The organism is Arthrobacter globiformis (assembly GCF_030815865.1).
Lineage (GTDB): Bacteria > Actinomycetota > Actinomycetes > Actinomycetales > Micrococcaceae > Arthrobacter > Arthrobacter globiformis_B.
In genome coordinates this window covers 3,987,769-4,000,325 of sequence record NZ_JAUSXI010000001.1, presented here as the reverse complement: position 1 = coordinate 4,000,325, position 12,557 = coordinate 3,987,769, and the positions used below count along the sequence as shown (strand labels likewise).

General features: G+C 64.2%; 11 protein-coding genes and 1 tRNA gene. 9 read left to right on the top strand and 3 right to left on the bottom strand.

Annotated elements, in window-relative coordinates; genetic code table 11:
• Positions 1-11: 11 nt before the first annotated feature.
• From cpaB to QFZ33_RS18565, 3 genes are all read right to left on the bottom strand, one after another.
• Positions 12-758 carry a Flp pilus assembly protein CpaB gene (cpaB, locus tag QFZ33_RS18575; protein WP_307029855.1) on the bottom strand — a complete coding sequence of 249 codons (747 nt, stop codon included), beginning with the start codon at positions 756-758 and terminating at the stop codon, positions 12-14.
• A gap of 206 nt (positions 759-964) precedes the next feature.
• Positions 965-1,252 (bottom strand): FmdB family zinc ribbon protein, encoded by a 288-nt coding sequence (locus QFZ33_RS18570; protein ID WP_307029853.1) that lies wholly within the window; start codon positions 1,250-1,252, stop codon positions 965-967.
• A gap of 147 nt (positions 1,253-1,399) precedes the next feature.
• Positions 1,400-2,011: a 5-formyltetrahydrofolate cyclo-ligase gene (locus QFZ33_RS18565; RefSeq protein ID WP_214855902.1), complete on the bottom strand. Its 612-nt coding sequence runs from the start codon at positions 2,009-2,011 to the stop codon at positions 1,400-1,402.
• 87 nt (positions 2,012-2,098) lie between these two features.
• Here QFZ33_RS18565 and galU point away from each other — a divergent pair, with 87 nt between their 5' ends.
• From galU to QFZ33_RS18520, 9 genes are all read left to right on the top strand, one after another.
• A complete protein-coding gene (gene galU, locus QFZ33_RS18560) occupies positions 2,099-3,004 on the top strand; it encodes a UTP--glucose-1-phosphate uridylyltransferase GalU (RefSeq protein ID WP_214855905.1) in 906 nt (301 codons plus the stop codon).
• A 6-nt stretch (positions 3,005-3,010) separates the two neighbouring features.
• A complete protein-coding gene (locus QFZ33_RS18555) occupies positions 3,011-3,631 on the top strand; it encodes a GNAT family N-acetyltransferase (RefSeq protein WP_307029850.1) in 621 nt (206 codons plus the stop codon).
• A 127-nt stretch (positions 3,632-3,758) separates the two neighbouring features.
• Positions 3,759-4,736, top strand: a complete 978-nt coding sequence (locus tag QFZ33_RS18550) for a hypothetical protein (RefSeq protein WP_307029848.1) — start codon at positions 3,759-3,761, stop codon at positions 4,734-4,736.
• A 33-nt stretch (positions 4,737-4,769) separates the two neighbouring features.
• The gene (locus tag QFZ33_RS18545; RefSeq protein WP_307029846.1) at positions 4,770-5,570 is read left to right on the top strand and encodes an SDR family oxidoreductase; all 801 of its coding nucleotides are present in this window, start codon (positions 4,770-4,772) and stop codon (positions 5,568-5,570) included.
• Positions 5,571-5,614: 44 nt separating this feature from the next.
• Positions 5,615-5,687 (top strand) — tRNA-Ala (locus tag QFZ33_RS18540).
• Positions 5,688-5,962: 275 nt separating this feature from the next.
• Positions 5,963-6,217, top strand: a complete 255-nt coding sequence (locus QFZ33_RS18535; RefSeq protein ID WP_307029844.1) for a helix-turn-helix domain-containing protein — start codon at positions 5,963-5,965, stop codon at positions 6,215-6,217.
• A gap of 96 nt (positions 6,218-6,313) precedes the next feature.
• On the top strand, positions 6,314-7,207 hold the full coding sequence (locus QFZ33_RS18530; protein WP_307029842.1) for an SDR family oxidoreductase: 894 nt from the start codon (positions 6,314-6,316) through the stop codon (positions 7,205-7,207).
• A gap of 1,345 nt (positions 7,208-8,552) precedes the next feature.
• The gene (locus tag QFZ33_RS18525) at positions 8,553-9,266 is read left to right on the top strand and encodes a GIY-YIG nuclease family protein (RefSeq protein WP_307029840.1); all 714 of its coding nucleotides are present in this window, start codon (positions 8,553-8,555) and stop codon (positions 9,264-9,266) included.
• Positions 9,267-9,734: 468 nt separating this feature from the next.
• The gene (locus QFZ33_RS18520) at positions 9,735-12,455 is read left to right on the top strand and encodes a CBM96 family carbohydrate-binding protein (protein ID WP_307029838.1); all 2,721 of its coding nucleotides are present in this window, start codon (positions 9,735-9,737) and stop codon (positions 12,453-12,455) included.
• Positions 12,456-12,557: the final 102 nt, after the last annotated feature.

Below are 12,557 nucleotides of genomic sequence, written 5' to 3'. Positions count from 1 at the left end.
CACGGGCGGGCTCACCGGGCACCGGCTCCCACCAGAACGAAAAACAGCTTTCCCTGGGTTGACGCGCCCGCCAGGGCACTGGCCTGGGCAGGGGTGGCGGCCACTACCAGCAGCCCGTCCGAATCCCCGGCAGCAAGCCACTGGCCGCTTTGGCCTTCCTGGCCGGAGGTCCACAGGACCGGCACTGACTTGGCGAGTACCTTCGAGGCTGATGCCTGCTCATAGCCGTTGCCGCTTGTCAGGACCACGTTCACGAGTTGTCCGGGGGATACCAGCTGGATGGATGATGGGTCTGCCATTCGCAGCGGCACCGCAGCGGACCCGGGCGGCGCTCCCGTCAGCAGGCCTGGACCCACCAGTTGCGCATCGGTGAGGAGCTGGCCCTTGCGGAGCGGCGCTGCCAGCTGCTTGCTGTCCACTCCGGAGTTGTCAGCGAAAGTCCCGTCCGGCACCATGGCCGGCGGAACGCTGACGGTCCTGACATCATTGCCGTTCAGGTTCGCTCCGGCCGGAAGGTCACGGGCAGCGGCCAGAACGCTCACGGTCTGGGCAGGGGCAGGAGTCAGCTGGTGAACGGCGATCCCCGCGGCCGCGGAGAGGAGCAGTGCCACGGCAAGACGGCGGTTACGGTTCAGCCATCCCGAGAAGCGCCGTCCGCGCGGGCGCGGACGGGCGGCAGAACCGGGCAAAGCGTTGCGGCGCCCGGGACGGACGGCCGGGCGGGATGCCCTTGCAGGGAAAATACCGGTAGCTGGCATGCCGCCACGCTACGGGCCCCTGCTGGCCGATGACAGGCACCGGGAGCCGTATGTGGAAAAGCCGGCCCGAAACGCATCAAAGGACTGCCCTGAAAGCGGGAACGGACCCTTGGGCCCTGGAACAAGCGGCGAAGCAAAAGAGCCCGGCCGGGTAAACCCGGCCGGACTCTCAAAGTTTGAAGGCGGCAGGTGCCGCAGGGACTCGCCTAGCTCGCGGCTGCGGCTGCCGGGGCAGCCGATGATGAAGACGACGAGGAGGAGGCGGGGGCAGCCGGTGCTGACGCGGCGGGGGAGGGCGAGACGGTGCTTCCCTTGGAATCGCGCGAATCAGTCCGATAAAAGCCGGAGCCCTTGAAGACCACGCCGACGCTGTTGAACTTCTTACGAAGCGTGCCCTGGCATTCGGGGCAGGACGTCAGAGTGCTGTCGGTGAAAGACTGCACGATGTCGAAGGCATGGCTGCAATCTTTGCAGGCATAGGCATACGTGGGCACTGTAGATCCTCCTCTTGGACAAACGACAGGTCCCGTGCTGCCTGGCTTCATTTCCCGGATTCTCCTTGACGGATCACCGAGGCGGAAATGACTCCATTAGCAGTCGCAGGGCCTGAGTGCCAATTCTATCATCCCGGCCGGGAGAGGTCACGCGAAGGCTACCAGCCCGGAGGGCATGAGCACTGCCTCGACAGGGCGGTCGAAGTCTTCAGCCGGAATGGTCTGTGCGGGCAGGAGCTCGGAGTCGTAAATGATGGCGGCCTTCGGAAGGTGCAGGCCGCCGGCGTTGGCTGCAGCCAGGAACTTGTCGTAGTAGCCGCCGCCCTGTCCGATCCTGTTTCCGCTGCGGTCCACGGCGGTCGCCGGCATGAACATCCCGGCCGCAGCCCGCACCGTGTCCAGGCCGTGGCGCTCACCGGCCGGTTCCTGGATGGGCGCATACCGGCTGCGGACGAATTCGCTGTCCGGAGTCCAGAAGACCCAGCTGAGCTCGCGGTCCGGCTCGCAGACCGGGAGCAGGATACTGTGGCCTGCCTCATGCAGGGCGTGCAGCAGGGGAAGGGTTGGCGGTTCGAAATCGACGCCGAGGTAGGCGGTGAACGTGGCCGGGTTGCCGGCAGCGATAGCCTCGGCCCAGGGCAGGCCATGGGAGGCGATGCCCTCGCCGGCGTTTGAGAGGTCCGCCGGCGTCATCATGGCCCGGATTTGCCGGTGCCGGGAGCGGATGACGTCCTTCGAAGGCATGGTCCCTGTTGGCATGGGTCTCTTCCTTTGTCGCAGCGGCAGGCGGCCGGCCGCTGCCGGAAGCATTTACCGTATGAATGTTCCCTCGGATAGATTAGAACAGTGACTTCCACTAATTGTTCAGTCCGCAAGGCCGTGATCCCCGCTGCTGGGCTCGGCACCAGGTTCCTGCCAGCCACCAAGGCCATGCCCAAGGAGATGCTGCCGGTGGTCGACAAGCCGGCCATCCAGTACGTCGTCGAGGAGGCCGTCAAGGTTGGCCTGAGCGACGTCCTGATGATCACCGGCCGTAACAAGCGCGCGCTCGAGGACCACTTCGACCGCGTTCCGACCCTGGAAGCGACGCTTGAGGCCAAGGGCGACACCGCCAAGCTGGAGTCGATCCAGGCCGCGAGCAACCTGGGTGACATCCACTACGTCCGCCAGGGTGACCCCAAGGGCCTTGGCCACGCGGTGCTGCGTGCACGCCAGCACGTGGGCCATGAGCCGTTTGCCGTTCTCCTCGGTGACGACCTCATCGATGCCCGCGACGAGCTCCTCAGCATCATGATCGACGTGCAGGCGAAGACCGGGGGTTCGGTCGTGGCCCTCATCGAGGTGGAACCGTCCCAGATCAGTGCCTATGGCTGCGCGGACATCTCCGAAATTGATGGCGAAGCCTTCGTCAAGATCAACAAGCTGGTGGAGAAGCCGGACGTCGAAGACGCGCCCTCCAACCTGGCCGTCATCGGCCGCTACGTGCTCCACCCCGATGTCTTCGATGTGCTGGAAAAGACCGAACCCGGCCGCGGCGGCGAAATCCAGCTGACGGACGCCCTGCAGGAACTGGCCAGCAGGGACGGTGAAGGCGGCGGTGTGTACGGCGTGGTCTTCCGCGGCCGCCGTTACGACACCGGGGACAAGCTCAGCTACCTCAAGGCCTGCGTGGAGCTCGCCATCGACAGCGACGACCTCGGACCTGGTCTGCGTGAGTGGCTTCCGCAAATTGCCGCCCGTTTGTCCGAGTAACCATTCATGAGGGTCAGCCACATCTGGCCGGTCACGCTGGAGTGCGGGGATATTGTCCTGCGGCCCATCAGGTACCGGGACCGGAAGGAATGGACCGAGGTCCGCTCGCGAAACAGCGAATGGCTGGCACCTTGGGAGGCCTCCAATCCGATCCCGGGCGGGGCTCTGCCCGATTACCGGCAGATGGTCAGGTCCCTGAATACCCAGGCAGCCCAGGCCACGGCGCTGCCGTTTGTGATCGCTGAGTGGACACCCGGATTCCGTGACCCGGTCATCGTGGGGCAGCTGACTGTCTCCTCCATTGTGTGGGGATCCGCCCTGATGGCGACTCTCGGCTACTGGGTGGACCAGGCTCGGGCCGGACATGGGATCGCTCCGACGGCGGTGGCGATGGCAACCGACCATTGTTTCCGGACGCTTGGCCTCCACCGGATGGAAATCAACATCCGTCCCGAAAACGGCCCAAGCCTGCGAGTCGTGGAAAAGCTCGGTTTCAGGGACGAGGGCTACCGCCCGCGTTTCCTGCACATCAACGGGGAATGGGCCGACCACCGCTCCTTCGCGCTGACGTCAGAGGAAATTCCCGAAGGACTCCTCAGCCGCTGGCTGCGGGTCAGGCCCGTCTGACCCGCAGACCGACAGAGCCGCTGGTCAGACCCGGGTTCCACACATAAGTCCATTGATTTGAAGCTCGGCCGCGACACACCGAGACGAATGCCACAAGAGCCCCAACATTCCTCATACGGTTTTGTCTGTGGACTTCCCCCTTAGCAGCTCAGTCATCCTTGTGGCTGCTGTTGCGCTCTGGATCGTTTGGGTTGCCCCTTACGTGCTCCGCAACGGCCGGCATCAGTTCCAGGCTGCCGGTGACCTGACGCTGGAGAGCGTCGACGCCGAAACTGCAAACCCGCAAGCCGGGACGGTTGTGTATATGACCGCCCAGCAGGAGAAACGCATGGACACCAGGAAGAGCAGCGAACCAGCAACAGGCCTTACCCCGGCTCCGTCCGGCAGCAGGCCTGCCGCCAAGGGGGCCGGTGCTTTTCGGATCCGGTACGGACGGACGGCAATCGCGTTCGTTGGGCTGCTGTCCTTCCTAACTGCGATTGTGACCGGGGTCCTGCGCCTCTTTGGGCTCGGCAACCCCTGGGTTCCGGCCACGGCGTTACTGACCGGTGTTGCCGCCGTCGTGGTTTTGCGGCGCCTCGCCGTGCGTGACCGCCGCAGGAAAGTCAGCGCCGCGTTCAGAGCGGCCATGGGCCCGCCCGCCAGCCGGGAGTCCGCCGCCGAGGGCCACGTGGAGGCGGCACCAGCTCCGGAGCCTGTGCAGCTCCGGGAGAGTGCACTCTTCGATGCCGAGGCGGAAGCGCCGAAGCCCAAGCCCCTCACCGCAGTCGAACTTCGCGAGGCTGCACTGGCAGTTGCTCTTGCGGCCGGCGATGAAAGCGCCGCAGCCCCGGTGCAGGGCCCGGCGGCCTCGCCTGAATCCAGCTGGGAGCCGGTGGAAGTTCCCAAGCCGACATACGTTGAAGCGGCCAAAGCTGAACGTCAGGCACCCGAGCCGCTGGCGCTGCCCGAGGCTCCGAAGTCCGTGGGCAAACCTTCACTCAAGCAGGGTCCGGCCGCCGCACCGCCTGTAGCCTCCCCGAATGCCGCACCCACCAAGCCGCTGACCAAGGCCCAGAGCGCGCTGAGCAACCTTGACGACGTCCTGCAGCGCCGGCGCGCGTAGCCGGGCGTCGGCGGAGCACCAGGCGCCACAGTAATGGTCCGCATCTGCGTTGCCGGCGGCACCGGCCAGGCTGGAAGTGAAGTGGTGCGCCAGGCATTTGAGCTGGGGCACGCCGTCGCCGTTTTGAGCCGGAACCCGCCGCTCCCGGGCGCCCGGGAGTATTACGACGGCGCCGCCTACTTCCGTGCGGACGTCACCACCGGAGAAGGGTTGCCGGAAGCGCTGGCGGGTGCCGACGTCGTCGTCGATTGCCTCGAAGCGCGGACCGGCAAAGCACTCAGGCGTTATGCGGCCGGCGGCGCCCTGCTGTTGGGTGAAGCCGCGGCGGCGGGCGTGGCCCGGGCCGTACAGCTTTCCATCGTCAACTGCGACCAGAGCACCCTCGCGTATTACCGGTCAAAGGCGGACAAGGAGCGCGTGTATGCTAGGTCGCCGCTCGAAACCCTCACGGTGCGGGCCACGCAGTTCCACAGCCTGGTGGCAGGGGTTTTCGACGCGGGTTCCCGCGTCGGCCTGGTGCCGGTGATCAAAGGTGCCCGGTTCCAGACGATCTCCCCGGCCGACGTGGCGTCGGCGCTGCTGGAAGCCGCGCTGGGGCCGCCGTCCGGTGGATCCCACGCGCTGCAGACGGTCGGAGGGCCGGAGGTGCTGAGCATGGGATCGCTGGCCGGCGCGTGGAAACGGATAACCGGCGCCCGGGGCCTCGTGACCGAACTGCCGCTGCCCGGATTGACAGGCAGATTTCTGCGTGAGGGAAAGAACCTGGCGCCCGAACAGCGTTACGGACACGCGACATTTGAGGCCTGGTTGGCAAACCGGCAAGAAAATTTGTAGCCTAGGGAAACCGGCGTTGGAGTTCCTCCGGGAAACGGCGCCACGGGGTTATAGCTCAGTTGGTAGAGCGCTTCGTTCGCATCGAAGAGGTCAGGGGTTCGAATCCCCTTAGCTCCACGAATGCAGGGGATTCTGAGTCTTCGGATCCCCTGCATGCGTTCTCTTCAAGCCGCCTGTTTTGGTTCCTCAAAGAATCACCTAACGCGGTCGAAAGAGCCCTAGAGGAAGACTGCGGCTAATCGAAGGATTAGGCTCCCACTATGAAGCCTCGGGGAGTACTTCTGCTTGTGGTAGCCGCGGGTGCCGCTGTGCTGGGATCTGCTGTCGTGTTCGGCAGCATGGCGGGTGCAGACCGAGCCCGATGAGAGCGCCCGTGCACATAGGATCGTCAGGTGCCCGATGAATCCAAGAAGAACCGATTCCTGACCATCGACCAGGCGGCTAAAGAGCTGAACGTGAAGCAAAGCCTCATCCCGTCACTGATCAGGACCGGTGAGCTTCGCGCCATCCAGGTCGGCGGCCGGGCCATCTGGCGCATCGGGGCCAACGACCTCGAGGACTATATCGCCGAGGCCTACCGGCGCACCGCCGAGCGCGTGGCGGCCGGCGAGCTGACGAACGACGGGGAAGAGGACACGAGTAGCTGACGACTGACTCAGTTTGCAGCGCGGGAGACCGTTGACGCCCGAGGGACTGGGCCCTAAGCTCCATCCATTCTGCTCGTCGCTTGAAAGTGGTGCGTCATGATTCTCGTCGTAGGTGCCACCGGTGATCTCGGCAGCCGTGTTGTCAGGCGGTTGCGCTCGGAGGGGCAGCGGGTCCGTTGCCTTCTCAGGGAAAGCAAGCGCGAGGAGCTCTTGCAGGAGGTGGGCGCGGAGGTCGTGCGAGGCGATCTCACAGTACCTTCAAGCCTCCGGGCAGCATGCGAAGGCGTTGACACTGTGATCGCGACGGCCACGGCGATGGGGCGACGGCTCGCAGGGACCAGCCAGTCCACCATCAAAGATGTAGATGAAGAGGGTATGGGATCTCTAGTCGCTGCCGCCGAGGCCGTTGGCGTGCGCCGCTTCGTCTACCTGTCCTTCACCGGGGTGGAGTACGCCATCGGTACACCGCTGGAACAAGCCAAGCTCGCCATCGAGAAACGGCTTCACAGCTCCTCAATGCAAACGGTCATCGTCCGGGCGGACGCTTTCCAAGAAGTCCATCTCGCGCCGTTAGGACGCTTCGACATGGCCGCAGGAAAGGCAGCCATCATCGGCAAAGGAGACACCAAGAGGCGTTGGGTCGCTACGGAAGATGTCGCTGCCCTGCTTTGCGCTGTAGCACTCGAGCCTGCTCCGCCCGCCCTTGTTGAGTTCGGAGGCCCGGAGGCCCTGTCAAAGAACGAAGCCGTCGTCGTTGCAAAAAAGCTGACCGGCCGGCCGATGAAAACCCAGCGGATGCCTCGCCTTGTGGCCCGTCTTGCCGTGCGTCTGCTCAAGCGCCGCAACGACGCACTGGCCTCCGTCTTCGGCGCCGGGCTGCACCAGGATCTCTACGAGGCCACGTGGGACGATGAGCCTCTACGTCAGCGGGGAATCAGCCCCAAGCCCGCCAGTGTGTTTCTGCGTGAGCAGGCGAGCCATCCGTCGTAGCAGCGCACGTGGCATGGTCGCATGACGGCTCCAACTGTTGAGGCGGCCATCCACGAGTTGATGGGTCTCGCCTGGAATGTTGTCTACGACCTGCTTTCGGAGCGGGGCCTGCTCGGTGACGGATTGTTTGTCGAGGAGTACACCGCATCCACTCCTGACTGGACGGGCCCGTCCGGTACACTGTCGTCCATTCCCGCGAGGTCGCGGTCCTGTTCGTGGACACCCGGCCGGTGGATGCCATCGTGTTCCATCACGACCTGCTCGGAGCCGACGATCCGAAGTCCTTCTTTACGCTTCCCGGCTACAGCAGTTGAGGTTCGCTGCCGGCCGTGGCGCCCGGCGGCCCCTGCCACATCTCAATGAAGCGAGGCACACTCTTGCCTCCCTCTGATTGCGATGACAGGACAGACATCGGTGACGGCGGCTCCCTCCAGAACTGGACCAGGTGACGCTCAACTGGTGACTCCACGACAGCATCAAAGGGTGTCCCGTCCGGTGGCGTGACGCCGCGCGCGGTAACTGCCCTTCTCGTCGCCTTTCAATGGTCCCGACGTCCTTCCTGTCCCAGCCTGTGGGCTCGTTGAAGTACGTCTTGCCTTCAGGGAGCGCCAGGGACACCTCATGAATGTCCTCCCAATCAGCCCCGGTGACCTTCGGTCTTCCGCCGAGGACCTCGACAGCCAGGCGGACGGGCCCCGAAGCGACCCCGGTGTAAATCAGTGGAACCGTCAGCGGAGTTCCCTGTTTCCCACCCACCGTGGCCGCCTGCAACGCAGCTGTTGGGTCTGGGGGAGGGAAGGGCTCCACGCCGAAGGACACGACGTGCCCTGATGCCCTGATCACGAAAGCCGATGAACCGATCAAACTGCCCCTGCCTCTCGGAGATGACGTGCCGTAACTGCCTGCGCTTATGGCGCTGGCGGACCTTCGGCTGGCACTAGCTGCCGCCGCTTGACCTCCCAGGGAAGGAACCTGTCGCCCATGATTCTGGTAGCGCCCGGTACCCGGTTCAGCAGGAATCTGTGTTGCTCGTTATCGTAATCGCCGATTCGGCTCCTGCCGGCTCCGAACATAGGATGGCTGACGAGGTTGCCCTTCGGAGTGTTGTGCTGGACCCAGTGCAGTGCTGGAAAGAGGGGCGGCCTTCTTTCGTCCTGGCGTATACCCAGACGTGAAGTTATGGGCTGCCGACCGGCAGGATTGAGCGAAGGCAAGACATGAACAACGACATCTCGGGCGGACTGAGCCTCGGAAATTTCTTCCTGGCGGCTGGGCTGGCACCGGAGGAGGTGCAGGTCATCCGGCATACGCTCAAACCGGATGGCTGAAAACGCGGGCGGATGCAATGGGGCCCAGCCTCCTGCCGTACGTGCGGGAACAGGGCATCCGCAACAGCAAGCGGCCAGCGACTCCTCCTAGGATCTGGCTGAACTTCCTCGCCACCACCGGACGGCGTGCCCGGTTCCTTACCGCGCACGAGAACCATGGCGAAGTCCTTGCAGAGCGCACCGACCTTCGCCGCTACTTCGACCTGCAGCCCTCGCCGGTGTTCGCTGCCCTGGAGGACCGCCTGGTTATTGAGTGGACAAATGACCCGGTGAACTGGGCCAAGACAGGAGATCAGGCGGTTGGCATGACTGTCGTCGAGATCGCCGACCCGTCCAGCGTGGCCTTCCCCGGATTCGACTCGCTCCTTGTCAGCTACGACGAGCTCCAGGCCGTCATCACGGACGACCGCTGCGGGCAATGGCGGACGGCACTCAGCTCTGTTCAGGGCATCTACCTCATCGCCGACACCACGACCGGCAAACTGTACGTGGGGAAAGCCGACGGCGCCGAACGCTTCCTGGGCCGCTGGAGCGAGTACGCCAGGAACGGCCACGCCGGCAACGTTGCCCTCCGGGAGCTGGCTGCCGCCGACGCCCGGCACCGGCAGCACTTCCAGTTCAGCATCCTGCAGGTCTTCTCGCCGAGCGCGCCGGCCGCCCAGGTGGATTCCGCCGAAGCCCATTACAAGAGGGCTCTCCTCACCCGGCAGTTCGGCATGAACCTGAACTAGCGGCGCCGGCCGCCCGGTCACGGCGGCCATGGCTGCTCGTCCAGAGCATACGTATAAGTGCGTATTGGGATAGGTACGCCTCCTTTATAGCCTTGGGTTTAGCAGGCATAGGACCACAACAGAGGTGGCCGCACCGGTCCTGCGGATACGTTCGATAAGAGCTGACTCTCGCCGCAAGAATGCTCCGCTGTGTGCATAGGCAAGACACATCTGAGTATCCCTTCAAACCGGGACGTAGCATGTAGAACAGCTCACCAAAAGGTGACAGCTACAGGGCCCCACGAGGCACCCCATCATGAAGACCGCACAGCGCGTCCTCCTGGCAGGCGCCGCGGCATTAGGAATGCCGCAGCCGCCGCAGCACCGGCCCTCGGTGGTTTTCGGGCCCAGAGGCCGCCGCCGCATCTAATACTTCTACCTGCAAGGCGAGTCCTGTCATTCGTCAGGGGCCCGCTCAGGGAGTGCCCGATGATTACTGAATCCCGAACCTTTGTCGCATCACTTCTCACGGCGGTAACTGTTGGCGCCGTTGTTTTATTCGGCACGGGGGTCAGTGGTGACCCTAGAGCGGTTGCCGTACCCACCACGCCCACGCTCAACGCAGTCACCCCAACGGCGGTACCGCCCACAGACCCGTTCGAGTTCGCTGCTGTGGGTGACATGAACCCGGCAGGGAACACGTCCACCTCGTCCGCATCCGGCAAGAACGCTGCCAGCATCATCACCAGCCTGAACGACGGGTCACTGCACAACTTCATCGGCCTCGGCGACTTCCAGTACGAAAAGGGCACCTGTTCGGCCCTCGGGGCGTGGAACACCCTGTGGGGTGGGGCGAAAGCCATGACGTTCTGGACGACTGGGCCGAACCATGACGTGGATCCCGGTGTGAATGATGACCTGGACAGGTTCATGAACGGTGAATGTTTGTCTACGACGAAAAGTGCAACGAACACAACTCTTGGCCGGTTCCAGGACGCCCTTGAATGGTACTCGTTTGATCAGGGCAACTGGCACATCGTGGTAGCTCCTACGGCTACTTGGCTATACAACGCCGCAAGGGCACAGGCCATGACCGCGGAGATGGACACTGATATAAAGGCGGCGAAAGCCGCCGGGAAGCATCTAGCCGTTGCTTACCACGACCCATACTTCACATCAAACACATCGGCCCATACCCGCTTTACTCAGGCCAAGCCGTGGATCGACATGTTCTGGGCGAACCGGGTCAAGGTTCTCATGTCTGGTTCGCAGCACAACTATGAGCGGACCTGCCCGGTGAACAACGCGGATCAGTGCGTCACGGACGGGATGCAGCAGTTCCAGGTGTCCACCGGCGGTATCGGTTTGCGGACCTTCACCAGCAACCCTGCCTATGTGCAGAGGAAATTCAGTGACACGTGGGGCCATCTGAGGATGAGCCTCAAACCTGATGGCTCCTATACGTGGGAGTTCCGGCCGGTCCATGGCGGTATGCAGACAGACAGCGGAACGAGGGGACCTGGTGGCACTCCGCCTGGTGACACGACGGCTCCGACGGTGACGGGTACGTCTCCGGCTGCTGGTGCCACTGGTGTGGCGGTGACGGCGAATGTGACGGGGACGTTCTCGGAGGCGATGGATGCCTCGACGATCACGCCGGCCACGTTCACGCTGACAACGGGGACAACGACGGTGCCGGCTGCTGTGACGTACAACAGCGCGGGCATGGTTGCGACGTTGAACCCTGATGCGGACCTGGCGGCGGGCACGACGTATACGGCGACGATCAGGGGCGGCACCAATGGGGTGAAGGATGTTGCCGGGAACGCGCTGGCCTCGGACAGGACGTGGACCTTCACCACGGCTGCCGCTGGCGGCGGTACGGAGACGGTCACGCTCACGGCCACTGCTGACAGCTTTGTCTCCAGCGGGGCGACGGGGACGAACTTTGGCGCGAGTACGGTGTTGCGTGTCGACGCGAGCCCGGTGGATACCACGTATTTGAAGTTCGATCTGTCGGCGTATGCGGGCAGGACGCTGCAGAGCGCCACGTTGCAGCTGCGCAGTGCCGGGAACGGGTCCACGGGTACGCAGAACGTCAAACTGGTCGCCACTGATACCTGGTCCGAGACTGGGATCACCTATAACAACCGTCCGCCGCTTGGCACCAGCATCGGTAGGCTCGGCCCGACCACGACCAACACCAACTACAGCGTTTCGCTGACCGTCGGTGGCCTGACCGGTGAGCTCGGCCAATCGCTCTCACTGGGCCTGGACAGCAGCAGCAGCGACGGCCTGGAGCTCAACTCCAAGGAAGCCGGCAGCACCGCCGCACCCAAACTGGTACTCACGATGAGCGGCGGCGGTGGTGGCACTCCGCCTGGTGACACGACGGCTCCGACGGTGACGGGTACGTCTCCGGCTGCTGGTGCCACTGGTGTGGCGGTGACGGCGAATGTGACGGGGACGTTCTCGGAGGCGATGGATGCCTCGACGATCACGCCGGCCACGTTCACGCTGACAACGGGGACAACGACGGTGCCGGCTGCTGTGACGTACAACAGCACGGGCATGGTTGCGACGTTGAACCCTGATGCGGACCTGGCGGCGGGCACGACGTATACGGCGACGATCAGGGGCGGCACCAATGGGGTGAAGGATGTTGCCGGGAACGCGCTGGCCTCGGACAGGACGTGGACCTTCACCACGGCTGCCGCTGGCGGCGGCACGGAGACGGTCACGCTCACGGCCACTGCTGACAGCTTTGTCTCCAGCGGGGCGACGGGGACGAACTTTGGCGCGAGTACGGTGTTGCGTGTCGACGCGAGCCCGGTGGATACCACGTATTTGAAGTTCGATCTGTCGGCGTATGCGGGCAGGACGCTGCAGAGCGCCACGTTGCAGCTGCGCAGTGCCGGGAACGGGTCCACGGGTACGCAGAACGTCAAACTGGTCGCCACTGATACCTGGTCCGAGACTGGGATCACCTATAACAACCGTCCGCCGCTTGGCACCAGCATCGGTAGGCTCGGCCCGACCACGACCAACACCAACTACAGCGTTTCGCTGACCGTCGGTGGCCTGACCGGTGAGCTCGGCCAATTGCTCTCACTGGGCCTGGACAGCAGCAGCAGCGACGGCCTGGAGCTCAACTCCAAGGAAGCCGGCAGCACCGCCGCACCCAAGCTGGTACTCACGATGCAGAACTAGGTAGAGATGGGTGGGCTGCGCGCATCTTCCTGGCCTTCGAGCAGAAGGGCAGGAAGGCTGCCGACGATCCTGTCGAAGGCGGACCAATCCACATCCGTGGGC